Annotated in this window: 13 protein-coding genes and 1 other RNA gene; 7 read left to right on the top strand and 7 right to left on the bottom strand. The window is 38.5% G+C overall.

Annotated elements, in window-relative coordinates:
- Window positions 1-30: 30 nt before the first annotated feature.
- Complete coding sequence (locus I2F17_RS03060) at window positions 31-1,143, bottom strand: PilT/PilU family type 4a pilus ATPase (protein ID WP_196423427.1); 1,113 nt, start codon at window positions 1,141-1,143, stop codon at window positions 31-33.
- Between the two features lie 23 nt (window positions 1,144-1,166).
- A complete protein-coding gene (locus I2F17_RS03065) occupies window positions 1,167-2,204 on the bottom strand; it encodes a type IV pilus twitching motility protein PilT (RefSeq protein WP_196423409.1) in 1,038 nt (345 codons plus the stop codon).
- A 114-nt stretch (window positions 2,205-2,318) separates the two neighbouring features.
- On the opposite strand from I2F17_RS03065, the gene I2F17_RS03070 reads away from it, so the two are divergent.
- Window positions 2,319-3,008, top strand: a complete 690-nt coding sequence (locus I2F17_RS03070) for a YggS family pyridoxal phosphate-dependent enzyme (protein ID WP_196423410.1) — start codon at window positions 2,319-2,321, stop codon at window positions 3,006-3,008.
- Window positions 3,009-3,015: 7 nt separating this feature from the next.
- Window positions 3,016-4,434: an MFS transporter gene (locus tag I2F17_RS03075; protein WP_328705917.1), complete on the top strand. Its 1,419-nt coding sequence runs from the start codon at window positions 3,016-3,018 to the stop codon at window positions 4,432-4,434.
- Window positions 4,435-4,438: 4 nt separating this feature from the next.
- Here the strand turns inward: I2F17_RS03075 and I2F17_RS03080 are convergent, their stop codons facing one another.
- Together I2F17_RS03080 and I2F17_RS03085 are read right to left on the bottom strand one after the other, a co-directional pair.
- On the bottom strand, window positions 4,439-8,038 hold the full coding sequence (locus tag I2F17_RS03080; protein ID WP_211139065.1) for an AAA family ATPase: 3,600 nt from the start codon (window positions 8,036-8,038) through the stop codon (window positions 4,439-4,441).
- Window positions 8,039-8,047: 9 nt separating this feature from the next.
- Window positions 8,048-9,307, bottom strand: coding sequence for an exonuclease SbcCD subunit D (locus I2F17_RS03085; RefSeq protein WP_211139066.1), 1,260 nt, complete (start codon window positions 9,305-9,307; stop codon window positions 8,048-8,050).
- A 115-nt stretch (window positions 9,308-9,422) separates the two neighbouring features.
- Here I2F17_RS03085 and I2F17_RS03090 point away from each other — a divergent pair, with 115 nt between their 5' ends.
- Complete coding sequence (locus I2F17_RS03090) at window positions 9,423-9,899, top strand: OsmC family protein (protein WP_211139067.1); 477 nt, start codon at window positions 9,423-9,425, stop codon at window positions 9,897-9,899.
- Between the two features lie 53 nt (window positions 9,900-9,952).
- On the opposite strand, the gene I2F17_RS03095 is transcribed toward I2F17_RS03090, so the two are convergent.
- A complete protein-coding gene (locus tag I2F17_RS03095; protein WP_196423414.1) occupies window positions 9,953-10,207 on the bottom strand; it encodes a hypothetical protein in 255 nt (84 codons plus the stop codon).
- Window positions 10,208-10,546: 339 nt separating this feature from the next.
- Between I2F17_RS03095 and I2F17_RS03100 the strand changes: the two genes are divergently transcribed.
- Window positions 10,547-11,017: an ABZJ_00895 family protein gene (locus I2F17_RS03100; protein WP_235985127.1), complete on the top strand. Its 471-nt coding sequence runs from the start codon at window positions 10,547-10,549 to the stop codon at window positions 11,015-11,017.
- Between the two features lie 65 nt (window positions 11,018-11,082).
- Here the strand turns inward: I2F17_RS03100 and hemB are convergent, their stop codons facing one another.
- Complete coding sequence (hemB, locus tag I2F17_RS03105; protein WP_196423416.1) at window positions 11,083-12,096, bottom strand: porphobilinogen synthase; 1,014 nt, start codon at window positions 12,094-12,096, stop codon at window positions 11,083-11,085.
- A 338-nt stretch (window positions 12,097-12,434) separates the two neighbouring features.
- Between hemB and I2F17_RS03110 the strand changes: the two genes are divergently transcribed.
- Together I2F17_RS03110 and I2F17_RS03115 are read left to right on the top strand one after the other, a co-directional pair.
- Window positions 12,435-13,571: an HlyD family efflux transporter periplasmic adaptor subunit gene (locus I2F17_RS03110; protein ID WP_211139069.1), complete on the top strand. Its 1,137-nt coding sequence runs from the start codon at window positions 12,435-12,437 to the stop codon at window positions 13,569-13,571.
- A 16-nt stretch (window positions 13,572-13,587) separates the two neighbouring features.
- On the top strand, window positions 13,588-15,111 hold the full coding sequence (locus I2F17_RS03115) for a DHA2 family efflux MFS transporter permease subunit (RefSeq protein ID WP_211139070.1): 1,524 nt from the start codon (window positions 13,588-13,590) through the stop codon (window positions 15,109-15,111).
- A 49-nt stretch (window positions 15,112-15,160) separates the two neighbouring features.
- On the opposite strand, the gene I2F17_RS03120 is transcribed toward I2F17_RS03115, so the two are convergent.
- Entirely contained in the window at window positions 15,161-15,574 is a 414-nt protein-coding gene (locus tag I2F17_RS03120) for a cupin domain-containing protein (RefSeq protein WP_196423419.1), read from the bottom strand.
- A gap of 212 nt (window positions 15,575-15,786) precedes the next feature.
- Between I2F17_RS03120 and ssrA the strand changes: the two genes are divergently transcribed.
- Window positions 15,787-16,146, top strand: a transfer-messenger RNA (tmRNA) gene (ssrA, locus tag I2F17_RS03125).
- Window positions 16,147-16,208 lie beyond the last annotated feature (62 nt).

A 16,208-nucleotide genomic window follows, 5' to 3' on the forward strand; every position in this document is an offset into this window, starting at 1 on the left:
ATCAACCCTTTCAATTGTATGTCGGTAGGGTTAAGGATCAATAGACAACTGACGAGGTACGGTGTCATCTTTAGGTTGATCGCCAGACAGTTTAATTTTTAGTCTTAAATCGTTAGGTGCATCGGCATGTTTGAGTGCATCTTCATAAGAAATAGCACCTTCTTGATAAAGATCAAGTAACGACATATCAAATGTTTGCATGCCTAACTCTTTAGACTTGGTCATAATCTCTTTAATTTGATTAATTTGTCCTTTGCGAATGTATTCTGAAATCAGTGGACTATTAATCAAAATTTCAATTGCAGCACGGCGTGACTTTTTGTCTGGAGTTGGAATTAACTGTTGTGCCACAATGGCTTTTAGGTTTAAAGACAAATCCATTTGAATTTGATGATGCCGCTCACTGTCAAAGAAATTGACAATTCGATCAATGGCTTGGTTTGCATTGTTGGCATGCATTGTTGCTAATACTAAATGTCCTGTTTCGGCAAAGTTGAGTGCATAACTCATTACTTCAGTGGTTCTAATCTCACCAATCAAAATTACATCAGGCGCTTGTCTGAGGGTGTTTTTCAGGGCAACTTCAAAAGACTTGGTATCGATCCCCACTTCACGTTGCGTAATAATACATCCTGCATGTTGATGGATAAATTCGACAGGGTCTTCAATGGTAATAATGTGGCCATGACTACTACGATTACGATGCCCAATTAACGATGCCAACGACGTCGATTTACCTGTACCTGTACCGCCTACAAATAAAATAATCCCTCGTTTTTCCATGATTAATTTTTTGAGCACCGCAGGGAGTTTTAACTCTTCTGTGAGGGGAATCACGTTTTCAATACGGCGAATGACCATACCAGGCATATCGCGCTGGTAAAATGCACTGACTCGAAAACGACGTCCATCTGCACCACTAGTAATGGCAAAGTTACATTCTTTGGTGTCTTTAAATTCGGCACGTTGCTGTTCATTCATAATAGAATGAATCAGCTGACGAATTAACTCAGCACTCATTTTTGTGCGTGCAAGTGGTGTCAATTGCCCATTGATTTTCACAAGAGGCTCAAGATCTGCAGTAATAAATAAGTCTGAACCTTTTTTATCACTCATGACTTGAAGCAAGTCATTAAAATTCATTCCCATTCGTTGATTACCTACTGTTAATTGAATGAATCTGGTTGTTTGGCAGCGGTACGTGCAGCTTCTTTACTGATCATGTTTTTTTGTACCAAGCCTTTTAAGCTTTGGTCTAGTGTACACATGCCTATACCTGCATTGGTTTGAATGGCAGAGTACATTTGTGCAATTTTGTTTTCACGAATCAGGTTACGAATAGATGGGATTCCTAACATGATTTCATGTGCAGCAACACGACCCCCGCCATTTTTTTTCAGTAATGCCTGAGAAATGACAGCTTGTAATGATTCTGACAACATGGCACGAACCATACTTTTTTCTTCAGATGGGAAAACGTCTACAATACGGTCAATGGTTTTAGCCGCAGAGGTGGTGTGCAATGTACCAAAAACTAAATGTCCTGTTTCAGCCGCGCTTAACGCCAAACGAATAGTTTCTAAATCACGCATTTCTCCGACTAAAATAATGTCTGGATCTTCACGTAATGCAGAGCGAAGTGCATTATTAAAACTAAATGTATCTCGGTGTACTTCACGCTGATTAATCAGACATTTTTGAGGTTGATGTACAAATTCAATCGGATCTTCAATGGTCAGTATGTGATCAAAGCGAGTTTGATTGATATAGTCTAACATGGCTGCCAAAGTGGTTGATTTTCCTGATCCTGTCGGGCCTGTCACTAGCACTAAGCCACGAGGGAAATCACAAATTTGTTGAAAAATTGAGCCTAAACCCAGTTGATCTAAGGATAGAATTTTTGATGGAATCGTTCGAAATACAGCGCCTGCACCACGGTTTTGGTTAAATGCATTGACACGAAAACGTGCTAAATTTGGTACTTCAAAAGAAAAGTCAGTTTCCAAATTCTCTTCAAAGTCTTGGCGCTGTTTATCTGTCATAATGTCATATATAAGCTTATAAACTTCTTTATGACTTAAATCAGGTAAATTGATGCGTTTTACGTCACCGTCAACTCGAATCATCGGTGGTAAACCTGCCGATAAATGTAAATCAGATGCTTTATTTTTTACTGAAAATGCGAGTAGCTCAGTAATGTCCATATTTCCCCCAAGGCGATGTCTTTTGGAACATTATTTTTATAGAATAATAACGACTTTATTGATCTCAGACCAATGCTTTATTAAAAAAGCGTAAAAATACTCAGAGTTTTTATCATGCAAGATTTTTCTCAAGCCAGAAACCAAGTGTTACAGCAGATTCAACATGCATGTGATCTTGCACATCGCACAGATGTTGCAAAACTCCTTGCAGTATCCAAAACTCATGATGCTGATACTGTACGTGCCATGTATGATGTCGGTCAGCGGTCTTTTGGTGAAAATTATTTACAAGAAGCCTGTCATAAAATAGATGAGTTAAAAGATTTAGAGATACAATGGCATTTTATTGGACACGTACAACGTAATAAAACCAAATTGATTGCTGCTCATTTTTCGTGGGTTCATGGGGTAGATCGTTTGATCATTGCACAACGATTGTCTGAACAACGTGGCCACGAATTACCACCTTTGAATATATGCATACAAGTCAATATTGATGCTCAAGACAGTAAAGATGGTTGTGCACCAGAAGATGTCATAGCAATGGTTGAAAAGATACAACAATTACCACACATTCAGCTCAGAGGTTTAATGGTGATTCCTGCACCCAACCATACACAGGCTTTTTTTGATGCTCAAGCATTATTTAAAAAGGTCGCTTTGGCTTACCCAACACTACAATCATGGGATACGCTGAGTATGGGAATGTCGGGTGATTTATTACCAGCCATACAAGCAGGGTCCACATTAGTACGAATAGGTACCGCTTTATTTGGTGCTCGTGATTATAGTCAAGATAGGTGATTTTTTGGTGCAAGAGCAAAAAATAAAATATACGGCATTGTTGGTGGCATTGACATTTTTTATGGAAAATTTAGATGCCACTATTATTGTTACCGCCTTGCCCGCCATGGCAGATACATTTCGTGTTGCACCGATTAACTTAAATATCGGTTTAACGGTTTATTTGGTGGCAGTTGCAGTATTTATTCCAGTGAGTGGTTGGCTTGCAGAGCGTTATGGTGCACGCCGTATTTTTGTTACGGCCATTATTTTATTTGTTTTAGCATCGATTTTATGTGCCTTGAGTCAAACTAAATCGGTTTTTACTTTTGCAAGGGCATTGCAAGGCATTGGTGGGGCAATGATGGTGCCTGTGGGGCGATTGGTTGCGATGCGATTGGCACCAAAAGAGCATTTAGTGAAAGTGATTGCTTATATTACGTGGCCGGGGCTAATCGCGCCTGTAATAGCACCTGCCTTAGGTGGTTTAATCGTTACACAACTTTCATGGCAATGGATTTTTTATATTAATGTACCTTTAGGCATACTGGCAATTTGGGCAAGTTTAAAACTGTTAGATAATGATATTAATGAGGATATTGCACCATTTGATTGGATTGGTTTTGCATTACTGGCCTTGGCCTGTGCAAGCGTGGTCTATGGCATGGAGCGTATTGGCCAAGATATTAGTAATGCCGTCAGTTATTTGGGCTTGGTGATCTTTGGTGCTTTATTATTTACGATTTCTGTATTGTACATGCGCCGTTCAGATGCGCCTTTACTGAAATTTGATGCATTTAAACAAGAGACATTCTCTGCAAGTATTTTTGGTGGGTCAGTTGCACGCATTGCGATGAGTGCATTGCCGTTTTTATTGCCACTGATGTTTCAAGAGGTATTTGGGCTGTCTCCTTTAGACGCTGGATTATTACTTTTGGCGGTGTTTTTAGGGAACTTACTCATGAAACCTTTTACTACGTTTTTAATGCGTAGATTTGGTTTTCGTAAAATTTTACTGGTCAATGCCGTTGTGGGTGCGTGTAGTATTGCCATGTGTGCATGGTTTACAGTGAATACCCCCCATTGGGTGATGATGGCCTGTATGTTTTTAAGTGGTTTGAGTCGTTCTTTACAATTTACCTGCTATAACTCTTTAAGTTTTGCAGATGTTTTGCCACAAGATAAACGCTATGCAACCACACAGTTTAGTTTGTTTTTTCAAATTAGTTTGGCCATGGGTGTTGCGCTTGCTGCTTTAGTGTTACGTGGTTTTATGTTTGTTTTTGGTCATGATGAACCCACATTATCAGACTTTCATTGGGCATTTGTTATTATTGCCTTGTTTTCATTATTGTCTTTGATTGATACGTGGCGTTTAAGCCCCGATGCAGGTGATGAGGTCAGTGGTTATCGTAGTCGTAGTATACGTTACGACAACCTGCGATAGTTTTTTATCCGATAATATGAACTTGACTTGCGCCTGAACCCATGGCTTTGACTTGAATTTGTACAGGAATACGCTCATGCATTTCCTGTACGTGTGAAATTAAAACGACTTTCCGTCCCTGACTTTGTAAGCGATCAAGCGCATCCATAACAATATGTAATGAGCTTGGATCTAAAGTACCAAAACCTTCATCAATAAATAAAGATTCTAATTTCATTTCGCCTGATGCCATGTTGGCCAGCGCCAGTGCCAGTGCCAATGACACCAAAAAGGTTTCCCCACCAGATAAAGACAAAACGGGGCGTACTTCGCTGTTCATATCGTGATCTATAATGGCTAGCCCTAAACTGTTTTGAATACGTTGTAATTCATAGCGTTGAGAGAGAGGCGCTAATTGTTGATTGGCATATTCGACTAAAATGTCTAAATGATGTTCTTGGGCAATCCGTTGAAATTTAGTACCTTCTTTGCTTCCAATTAATTCAGAAATTTTCCCCCAACGGTTGACTTGATCTTGCAATTTTTTAATCTGTGTTAAGTAGGTGTGATGCTGTTGTTGTGCTTGTGTGTTGAGGAGCAGTCGAGAATGTATTTGATTTTTTTCTTCCTGAATGGATTTCAGAGTATTTAAGTGTTGGGCAGTCAGTGGGGCTAAATCTGCTTCGAGATATGCAGGTTGCTGTTGTAGATGCTGATCGAGTTGCGTTGTAACATGTTTAATTTGGGTCTCTAGAGTCATTTTATCTTGTTCAAACTGCTGTAGATCTTCACGTAATTGTTGAAGATCTGTTGATGTATAGCTTAGACATGTTTTGATTAAGGCAGTTGTAAAATGGGGGAATTGTTTTTGCCAATCCTCTTGCGCGATTTGATGTGTTTGTTCGTGTTGTTGCCACAGTTGTAGCTCTTGATTGATTGCGTCTAACTCACTTTTTTTTGTGTGATAGTGCTGTTGTTTTTCCGTTAACTGTTGCTGAGCGGTGTGAAATGTCTGTTTAGCATGATTAAGTTGTGTTTGTAACTGTTGGTGCCATTGCATTGTGGTTTTTAATTGATTTTCACCATGCTGAGCAAGAAGATTTTTTAAGGTCAAAGCAATTTCAACACCTTGTTCTTTTGTATGGTTTTTATCATGACACAGTTGTTCATATTGTTGTTGAGTGGTGTGTTGTTGTTGCGCTAGCAGAGTACATTTATGTTGTTGTTGATCTCGTTGAGTTTGCAGCTGTTGTTGTTGGTTTTTACTGTCGTTTAGCGTCTGAATGGCTTGTATTGTTTGTTGTATGGCTTGATTGGGCATGTCGTGCCATGCTTGTTGTTGTGATGAGCCGAGTAAGGTCAAAATATTTGTTTTTAATGTTTTGAATTGTTCAATAATGACAGCGGTTTGACGTTGCTCAGTGAGTTGTTGTTGTTTAATTTTCAGTTGTTCTTGTTGTTGCTTGAGTTTAGTTTGCTGTTGTGCAATAGATTGTTGTTGCGCCTCAAGTGTTTTGACATGTTGTTGACAATACGTTTTGAGTTGCGTTGTATTGTCTTTATCGGCGTGCGTATTGAGATTGAGATTGTGGAAATCACGTAATATTTGTGCTTTTAATTGCTGAATTAGGTGTTGATACTCGGTTTTTTGTGATTTTAAATGATTGATTTCAAGATGTCGTTGAGTATATTTTTTTTGGCTATTTTGCCATTGTTGTAAAGCATGTTCTTTCGCCACAATGTAGGTTTGCTCATGCTGTGTGTGTAATTGCGCAAGCGATTCTTCAAGTATGTGTTGATGTTGAATAAAAGGATGTTCGGTACTTCCACAGACCATGCAAGCCTGATCTGGTTTGAGTTTTGATCTGAGCTGTTTAATGTGGTCTGCATGTAAAAGCTGTTGTTCGGCTAGTCGTTGTTGTGTTTGTGTGAGTGCTTCTTCAGCATGTTGATATGCTGATTCATGTTGTTTTAAATCTTGTTCTAATTGTTCAAGGTCATGTTGGTATTGTGTACATGTGGTATTTATCTGGTCTAGTTTAAGTTCTTGTTCAAGTTGATGATCTATATTTTTGAGTAAATATTGAAGTTGTTGTTGTGTTTGTTGATGTTGGTATTGACGCTGTTGTTGTGAAACACTGTGTTCAGTGAGTGTATCTAGTGAACCGTGTTTATTAATCAGCTCTTCTACATGTTGTGCAAGTAACTGAGTACGTTGTTCAAAATCGTCTAGGTCGGTGCATTTAGCCTTTTGCAATCTTTGCCATAGTTGTTGCAATTGTTCGAGTTTGTCTAAATTTGCACGTGGTTCTTCGGCCAAGGCCAAGAAATCTTTGAGCTGTTGTTGTGTGTGATCAATATCATGCTGTTGTTGGGTTAGTTCATTGAGTTTTTCTTGTAGTAATTTATATTGTTGCTGTTCAGATTGTAATTGTTGTTCAAGTTTTTGCTGTTGCGTCTCTTGTTGTTGATAATGATTGAGAAGTTGCTGGCGTGTCGCATCAAGGGCAAAACCTTGTTCTAATACGGGTTGCAATTGACTCAGTCGTTGTTCTTGTTGTTGATATTGTTGTTCAGCGTCTGTGCAGAGTTGTAGTTGCTGTTGAACATCGTGTTCAATGTGTTTAAATGAGGTAAGATAATGCTCACGTTGTTGTTGTAATTGTTGTTGTTTCAATTGTGTCGTGTATATAGCTTCAATATGATGTTGTACTTGTGAAAATTGCTCTAACTCAAGCACACGTTGTCTTTTTTGCTCATAAGATGTCTGTTGTGTTTCGAGGGTCACATATTGTTGTTGCAAGGTGTATTGTTGTTTTTGAAGTTGATGGTGTTGCACATACCATTGTGTTGCATATTCTAATTGTTTGATCTGCTGCTGTTGCTCTTGGATCTGTTGTTGTTTCTTATGTTGAGTATCGGTTAAATGGTCGATTTCTTGGGTACTTAGCAATTCAATATGGCCAATGTAGTCTTGAAATTTGTCTAATTCCTGCTTGAATCCTTTGGTTTTTTCAAAAGCGCACTGGCTCACAACGCTAAAAATACTCGAGTTGGTGAGGTATTCGAGCAAGTCTGCACGCTCTTGGTCTTTGGCTTTTAAAAAAGCCCCAACATCTGATTGTGCTAATAAAATTGCACGTGTAAATTGTTCAAAACTCAAACCGATCAATTGCTGTATGCAGGGTGTACATTCAGTTATTTTTTGAGTCATGATACGCGCATCTTCAAGACATATCACAGAGCGATCAAGTTTAAATTTACCATCAACTTTTTTACGTGTACGACTTAATTCCCAACGGGCTTTGTAACGCTTTTGATCTAGTGCAACAAATTCGACTTCTGCAAAGCCTGTGACACAACCACGGCGTAAAATATGTTTAGAATTTTTTAGTTGTATTACTTCGCCATTGGGGTCACTTAAATGGCCACTTGCCCCTTGTAAACGTGGAATTTGATCAAATAAAGCCAAACACATGGCATCTAGCAATGTGGATTTGCCTGCACCTGTTTTGCCTGTGATCGCAATTAACCCTGCATTAGCCAAAGGTTCGGATTCAAAATCAATATATTGTTCACCTGCAAGTGAAGCGAGGTTGCTTAAACGTAGTGATAAAATTTTCATGAAGCCACCTTATGACGTAGTATTTTTTTGCTGTTGTTTTTCTTCTGCTTCTTGAAGCAACGTTAAAAAATCAGCATGTACTTCAGCATTGTTGTCGTAACCCATATTTTGCCAAAGGTGTGTAAATAATTGGGTTGGCGTAGGTGGTGCTAAATCTATTTTTGAATGTGCTTCACTGTCTTGATGAAGTGCGATTCGTTTACGACTTAAACGTACCAATCGATATTGTTGTTTTGGGAGAAGGTCTTCAATTTGTTGTCTTAAATTCAAAGGAGGAGGAGTATTGCTTTGATATTCAATATCGACATATTCGCGCTGTTCGATGTTTTCTATCACCTTGTCACTAGGTAGTGCTTTTAATTGTTGCATGACATCTTCAAGCTCACCTGTTAAACGATGCAGTGCAACAGTACGAGGAATATGAATGGCTGAGAATGAAAGACGTTGCTCAGGTACCGTATGCTCAGGATGAATATGAATATCAACAATTTGATGTTTATAATTTTTTTCACTAAAAGACAATGGAATTGGTGAGCCACTATAGCGAATAAATGGTTGTGATACTTGTTGTGGTTTGTGCAAATGGCCAAGGGCAACATAATCGACATCATGGTCAAATAATGTGGTTGAAAGTGCTTCTTGATGACCAATAATACAACGTTCAGAGTCAGATTCTTGACCACCTTGTATATGTGCATGTGACATAATGATTAGGGCTTGATCTGCTGTTTTACGTTTTTTAGCCTCTAAAATGAGTGTTTGATGTAAATATTCAATCGCAGATTGGCTGTCTTGCGTATGTTCATTAAATCCTGTAATTTCGGCATTACGCAAAAAAGGAAGAGCAATACACCATGCTACAATTTGCTGTTTGGGATTGTAAATGGGTAAAATCAGTCGATCTATATCTAAACGACGATTTGCATCCCAACGAACTAAACCCACCGTTTTAGCATTATATTTCTCAAGTAAGGGTTCAATTTGCTCAATACGATAACCTGAGTCGTGATTGCCTGCAATCATGAGCGTTTGCATGTGTGGTGCAACAGCATGGGCTTGAGCAAGAAATTGATATAATTGTTTTTGTGCGGCAGATGATGGATTAATCACATCATAAATATCACCTGATATCAGTAGAGCATGTGGTTGTTTTTGTTTAATTTGCTCAATGAGCCATGTTAGAAATTGTTCATGTTCAAAGTGGCGAGAGTAATTGTAAAACAGTTGCCCTAAATGCCAGTCTGAAGTATGAAAAAAATGCACAGCCATAAGATACTCATGTGTAGTGTTTGGTGGGTATAGATGTTAATTTAACAGTAGATTGAAACATAAAAAAGTGTAACCCATTTTATGTTTTAAACATCTGTCATTAAAGAGCCAAATTATGACCTTACATCGTTATGACGTCGATTTAGAGTGGTGCGGTAACCTAGGACACGGTACGACAAGCTATAAAAGTTATCAGCGTGATTTTAAAATTCAACATCCTTCAAAGCCATTTATTTTAGGTTCTGCTGACCCTGCATATTTAGGAAACCCACAGCGTTGGAATCCAGAAGATTTAATATTAGCTTCAGCATCTGCATGCCATCAATTGTGGTATTTGCACTTATGTGCGGTGCATGGCGTAGTGGTGTTGGCTTATACAGATCATGCCACTGCTTTCATGCAGGATCAAGATGTAGAGCGTAGAGGACATATTACAGAAATGACATTAAAGCCTGTGGTTACGGTGCAACAAGGTACAGATCTAGAGCAAGCACAAAAATTGCATATACAGGCACATCATGAATGTATGATTGCCAATTCGGTAAATTTTCCGATTTACTGTCATGCACAAATTATCGAACAAGTGCCATAAAAAAAGCATTATGTCTAAGAGGACATAATGCTTGTGTTTGAAAAACTATTGAATTACATTTTTGCGTCAGCTTTAGGTGCTGGTTTATGCTTAGGTGCATCGTGATGATGCCCTTTGTGCTCAGCGCCTTTTTTGTGTTCGTGTGCTTTCTTTTCTGCATTATCACGGTGTTTGTGCGTTTTTTCATGCATAGGTTTGGTTGGATCTGCTTTTGGCGGTACGTTTGCTTCTGGCGCTGCTGCAAAAGCAGACATCGTTACTGTTGAAGCCAATACGACAGTTGAAAGCGTTGCGAGAATCTTTTTCATGTGTTTAAACCTAGTTGGATCATTTGATATATTCATCATGCACAGATATTGTGAATTTTCAATGAAGGCTTTATTTTTCTATAGACTATGATTTGTGTAAGTCGGTTACATTGACCGGTTAATCTGTTACAGCCATGTAGATAAAGAAAAGCCAATGATTCGAGTGATGAGAAATCATTGGCTGAAATGTCAACTTTACAGTGGTAGACATAAAGTACAGTATTGTTGCGCTGCATAGATTCAGTACGTTTATCTATATACACAGGCCTTATGCTCACTATAACGATGTATAGTGCTAAAACGTTGACATAATGGTTTAAATATTTTTAATAAATTTTGATGAGGTGTGATTTGGGCGTATCACTGAAAAAGTATTATGCATGGTTTTTGTTGTGTTGCTTTGTCTTTAGTTGTATAGGCGGTATTTTTATGGTTTTACTGCCCAAAAGTTTGGCGATGATCTTTATGGTTATGCCATATTTATTGAGCATGATTTCAGTTTTATACATTTTTCTAAAGCAACAAAAGCGTGCACCAACACGTCAAGAGATGTTTCGGTTTGCGTGGGTTTTTAATCTTTTGTTTTGGGGGTTTAATTTAACAGGATTTCTATTAAGTTATATGTGGCAGGCGTGGAGTCATCCAGAAATAGATGTATGGCAATTTATACAACTTTATATGTTGCAACCACAGATTCTTTTGGTGGCGTTATTTATTGTGATCATGATTGGGTTGCCATTTTATTTGGTGACGTTGTGGTTTTTTGGCCCACAGGCTCGTCGTATGGCTCAGCATATGTTTAATCTTTGATGATCATATTGTGACAAGCATCACCATACCAATGATCTGATGATGCTTGTTTCTTTATTTTAATTTTAAGCCATGTTTTTTAGCTTACGTGCAGCTTCTTCAGCAAAATAAGTCCATATGCCATCTGCACCTGCACGGCGACAGCTCATCAGAGATTCCAAAATCACCTGTTCCGATAACCAACCATTTTGAATGGCGGCACTGAGCATGGCATATTCGCCACTGACTTGATAAATAAATGTTGGAATACCAAACGTGTCTTTGACTTCGCGTACAATATCTAAGTAGGGCATACCGGGTTTCACAATCACCATATCTGCACCCTCTTGAATGTCCAAAGCAATTTCATGAAGTGCTTCTGCACGATTCCCAAAGTCCATTTGGTAATTATATTTATTACCACCTTTTAAATTGCTTGCAGAACCTACGGCATCTCTAAATGGGCCATAAAAGCTAGAGGCATATTTGGCAGAGTAAGCCATAATGCTGGTGTAAATGTGCCCTTGTTGTTCAAGTGCCTGTCGAATTGCACCAATCCGTCCGTCCATCATGTCACTTGGTGCAATAATATCTGCTCCTGCTTCTGCATGACTTAAAGATTGTTTGATTAAGCATGCGACAGTTTCATCATTTAAAACATAGCCTGTATCGTCGATAATGCCATCTTGTCCGTGTGTTGTGTATGGGTCAAGTGCACCATCGGTGATGAGTACCATTTCTGGTAATTCTTTTTTGAGTAAGCGACATGTAGTTTGTACTAAACCATCTTCACGCCACGCAGCAGCGGCATCTAAGCTTTTATCCTCTTGAGGCGTAACAGGAAACAAAGCCAATTTTGAAACACCAAGTTCAAGTAATGTTTCTGCTTTTTTAAGCAGTAGATCTGCCGATAAGCGTTGAACATTGGGCATACTTGCAATATCTTGTGTTTGATTTTGACCCGGTAAAACAAAAACAGGATAAATAAGGTGGTCTGTAGTTAAGTGTGTTTCTCTGACCATGGCACGAAGTTGGTCATTTTTACGGATACGGCGCATGCGTGTTGCAGGAAAAGCGGGGCGATTGAAAGCGTAACTCATATTATTTTCTCTTGAATCTGTGGGTGTTGTAGACGCCGTGGTTTAATTTATGCTGATCATAAAGTAGTTTTACGATGATTTTAAAACGATAAAACTTATGCTATTTATCAGTTCTTTAAATGTCTATTCAACTGTTTTTATAGATGTTGGTTTCACTATACATCATTTAAGGTATTTGCTGTAAGATCAGCCTTTCAAAATCAAATCGTGTGCATTCACTTTGGCATGCTGATTTTTTGACATCACAAGATTAATCTATGTCAATTTTTAAATTATAGATGAAAAGTTTTGTCGACATAGTTTTGTAAAAATAACATGATAAAGCCGTAGGGTTAAGTATGAGTGAACAATCATCACATTCAGAACACGTTTCAACATCATCAACTCAATCTAATCCACAAAAACGTAAAAAATTACTGCTAATGATTGCGATAATTTTTATGATCAGTATTGTGATGTATGCCATATGGCTGGTATTTTTTAATGGTACTGAAGATACAGACAATGCTTATGTTGCAGCAGATACTGCACAAATCAGTGCAATGGTTGGGGGGCAGGTCTTACAAGTATTGACTCAAGATACAGCATATGTACATGCAGGTGATATTTTAGTCAAAATTGATGATCAAGATGCGCAGATTGCTGTTGCACAAGCACAGGCAGAATTAACAAAGGTGAAACGCCAATTTGGTCAAACACAAGCCAATAGTGGTGCATTAAATTCACAAATTCAAGCGACTGACGATGCCATTCAAAGCCAAAGGGCACAGGTTGAAAAAGCTCAAGCTGATCTTGCAAAAGTAAAGGCAGATTTTAAACGCCGTGAAGTATTAAATGCATCGGGGGCGATTTCTAAAGAAGAATATACTACTTCGCTTAACGCACTCAATACAGCAAAAGCGGGTTTAAGTGTAGCTGAAGCAAGTCTACAACAAGCACTTTCTAACCAAAAAGTAGCACAAAGTAACTTGGAAGCAAACAATGCACTGATTAAGGGAACAACACAAGAAACCACTCCAGATGTATTAGCGGCTCAATCAAAATTAGATCAAGCTAAGCTCAATCTTGAACGTACAATTGTACGAGCACCTGTTGATGGAATTGTGACGAATCGTAATGTTCAAATTGGTCAAGTCATTGCTGCGGGTCAAGCATTGATGATTGTTGTTCCTATTCATCAAATGTATGTCAATGCAAATTTTAAAGAGAGTCAATTGGCTCGTGTCAAAGTGGGTCAAAACGTCAAACTAACGTCAGATTTATATGGCAATGATGTGGTTTATCAGGGTAAAGTGGTTGGTTTTTCGGGAGGTACTGGTGCTGCTTTTGCTTTAATTCCTGCACAAAATGCCACAGGAAATTGGATTAAAGTGGTTCAAAGGCTTCCTGTACGTATTGCTTTAGATCCAAATGAGTTGAACAAGCACCCATTAAGAGTGGGTTTGTCTATGAATGTTAAAGTTGAATTAAAATAAATAAAAGTGATCAAATATGAGTAAATTTATCCCATTTGGTGACCTTACAGGCAAGAAATTACTCTTAGCAACCTTTATTCTTGCATTGGCAAATTTTATGGTTGTGGTGGATACCACCATTGCCAATGTTGCTGTGGCACACATTACAGGAAGCCTTGCTGTATCGACCACTCAAGGAACTTGGGTGATTACATCTTATGCAGTTGCCGAGGCGATTTGTGTACCCCTGACAGGCTGGTTGGCAGGACGTTTTGGTGCAGTACAGGTGTTTGCATTTTGTTTGGCAGGGTTCACTGTTTTTTCTATTTTTTGTGGCTTATCGAGTTCATTAGAAATGCTCGTGTTCTGCCGAATTGGTCAGGGGTTATTTGGTGGCCCTTTAATGCCATTGAGTCAAACACTCCTCATGAGAATTCATCCACCTGAAAAACATGCACAAGCTATGGGCTTGTGGGCAATGACAACGGTGGTCGGGCCAATTGTAGGGCCAATTATGGGGGGATGGATTTGCGATAATTTATCTTGGCATTGGATTTTCTTTATTAATTTACCTATTGGTATTATTTGTGTTTTGGGTGTACTTCGTTTACTTAAACCCGCAGAAACACCTACTGCTTTGGTGAAAATTGATGCTATAGGGTTGGCGTTACTTGTTATTGCAATCGGGTCACTTCAGATTATGTTAGATTTAGGACATGATTATGATTGGTTCTCAAGTCGTTTAATTTTGAGTTTGGCAATTATTTCTTTTGTTGCATTTATTATCTTTATGACTTGGGAAATGACAGAGACAAACCCCATTGTAAATATATCTGTTTTTCGACATAAGGGTTTCTCACTTGCTGTTTTAACAATGGGTTTTGGTTTTGGTGCATTTTTTGGCAGTATTGTGTTAATTCCGCAGTGGCTTCAAACCAATATGGGGTATACCGCAACATGGGCTGGATATTTAACCGCAACTATGGGTTTAGGCAGCGTGACCATGTCTCCTATTGTGGCCAAACTTTCAACGAAAATGGATCAGCGCGCTTTAGCGAGTTTTGGGCTGTTTATTTTAGCAGGCGTCACTTTTATGCGCTCTTTTTGGAATAACGAGGCAGACTTTATGGCATTGGCATGGCCTCAAATTCTACAAGGATTTGCCATTCCATTTTTCTTTATTCCATTAAGCAATATCGCTTTAGGGTCGGTTTTACCACGTGAAGTCGCATCAGCCGCGGGCTTAATGAGCTTCATTAGAACAATGGGTGGAGCAATTGGTGCATCACTTGCTGTTACATTGTGGGATGATCATGCCAGTATCTCTAGAAGTGAAATAGTGTCTAAATTAAATCCAAATCCAACATTGGATGGGCTTTTGGCTCAAGGGTTCAGTTATGAGTCTGCCATCGCTACAATTTCAAATATTGTGAATAAAGAAGCGCTCACACAGTCTGCTAATCATGTATTTTTAGTTTTTTCATTCATATTTGTAGCGGGTGCCTTGATCATATGGCTGTGCCCAAAACCAAGAAAAATTGATGCAGGGCCAAGCCATTAATATTTTAACTGATTGACTACAGTGAATATGAAAGAGTATCGATCATCAATTAAAACACAGGTAATTGATTATAGAGGTCATCAGAAACCTCTTCGCAAACATCAGTTGTTGTGTTTTCAGCAGGGACGGTGATAGCAACATGTGAAAGCCAAGTGTTTTTAGTTGCACCATGCCAGTGTTTAGTCCCTGCTTCTATATTAATTACATCACCTTCTTTGATATGTTTGGCAGGTTGGCCTTCTTCTTGGTGCCAACCTGAACCTCCTGTAATTAATAAAATTTCGCCGCTATGGTGATAGTGCCATTTTGTACGAGATGAAGGTGAAAAAGTAATATTTGAAATATCTATTTGGTGTGTAGATAGATCACTTCTATAACTTTTTCCACTAAAAAATGCTTCAAATTCAGGGCGATTTGTACCTTTTTCAAATACAGTATTTCCATCAAAATTATGATTTGGCATTTAATATATTCCTTGATGATGAATGTTATTTTCAAAATAAAAAATGACTCTAGCATGTAGAAGATGTGTTTTTGTTTTATTGTTATGAAGTATATGTTGGTGTTTTTTTACTCGAAACTTAAAGGTGAATTTCACTTTGATAAAGAATATGTTGGGGGATTATTTAAGATATGGTAAATTTTAAAAACTATGATATAATGGTCTCACATCATGGGGATGTTATTGGCTTCGACGCTGGTGATGAAACTTATAGATGCATGCCGAGAGCGCATTTTCTCTCGTAAATAAAATTTGCATTTTTTTAGTCGCAAACGACGAATCTTACGCTCTAGCTGCCTAAGGGCAGCTTGTCCGACCGTTAGTTTACTTGTGGTCTAACAGTCCGACCGAAGCGCACGCACACAAGTCCGTATAAAATCAAGCCTCGGGGTTTTATACTAAATTAAGAGGATCGTGCTTTTAATCCTGTTCGTCGGGTCTTTAAGCATTAAAACAATAGACGATATCTAAGCATGTAGTATTCTCGAGCGTAATGCTGGCGGACGCGGGTTCAACTCCCGCCATCTCCACCATATACTTAAACTTATATGCTCTAATATGAAAAATGTAAGTTATTAAAGCCTTGATTCTTAAC

It is taken from the genome of Acinetobacter baretiae (genome assembly GCF_015627105.1).
Taxonomy (GTDB): domain Bacteria; phylum Pseudomonadota; class Gammaproteobacteria; order Pseudomonadales; family Moraxellaceae; genus Acinetobacter; species Acinetobacter baretiae.

What these genes read in the sequence shown, in the direction of transcription:
- I2F17_RS03085 (WP_211139066.1), bottom strand. Translation starts at nt 9,307, where the DNA reads ATGGCTGTGCATTTTTTTCATACTTCAGACTGGCATTTAGGGCAACTG.
- I2F17_RS03080 (WP_211139065.1), bottom strand. Translation starts at nt 8,038, where the DNA reads ATGAAAATTTTATCACTACGTTTAAGCAACCTCGCTTCACTTGCAGGT.
- hemB (WP_196423416.1), bottom strand. Translation starts at nt 12,096, where the DNA reads ATGAGTTACGCTTTCAATCGCCCCGCTTTTCCTGCAACACGCATGCGC.
- I2F17_RS03090 (WP_211139067.1), top strand. Translation starts at nt 9,423, where the DNA reads ATGACCTTACATCGTTATGACGTCGATTTAGAGTGGTGCGGTAACCTA.
- I2F17_RS03070 (WP_196423410.1), top strand. Translation starts at nt 2,319, where the DNA reads ATGCAAGATTTTTCTCAAGCCAGAAACCAAGTGTTACAGCAGATTCAA.
- I2F17_RS03060 (WP_196423427.1), bottom strand. Translation starts at nt 1,143, where the DNA reads ATGAATTTTAATGACTTGCTTCAAGTCATGAGTGATAAAAAAGGTTCA.
- I2F17_RS03065 (WP_196423409.1), bottom strand. Translation starts at nt 2,204, where the DNA reads ATGGACATTACTGAGCTACTCGCATTTTCAGTAAAAAATAAAGCATCT.
- I2F17_RS03095 (WP_196423414.1), bottom strand. Translation starts at nt 10,207, where the DNA reads ATGAAAAAGATTCTCGCAACGCTTTCAACTGTCGTATTGGCTTCAACA.
- I2F17_RS03110 (WP_211139069.1), top strand. Translation starts at nt 12,435, where the DNA reads ATGAGTGAACAATCATCACATTCAGAACACGTTTCAACATCATCAACT.
- I2F17_RS03100 (WP_235985127.1), top strand. Translation starts at nt 10,547, where the DNA reads ATGAGGTGTGATTTGGGCGTATCACTGAAAAAGTATTATGCATGGTTT.
- I2F17_RS03120 (WP_196423419.1), bottom strand. Translation starts at nt 15,574, where the DNA reads ATGCCAAATCATAATTTTGATGGAAATACTGTATTTGAAAAAGGTACA.
- I2F17_RS03115 (WP_211139070.1), top strand. Translation starts at nt 13,588, where the DNA reads ATGAGTAAATTTATCCCATTTGGTGACCTTACAGGCAAGAAATTACTC.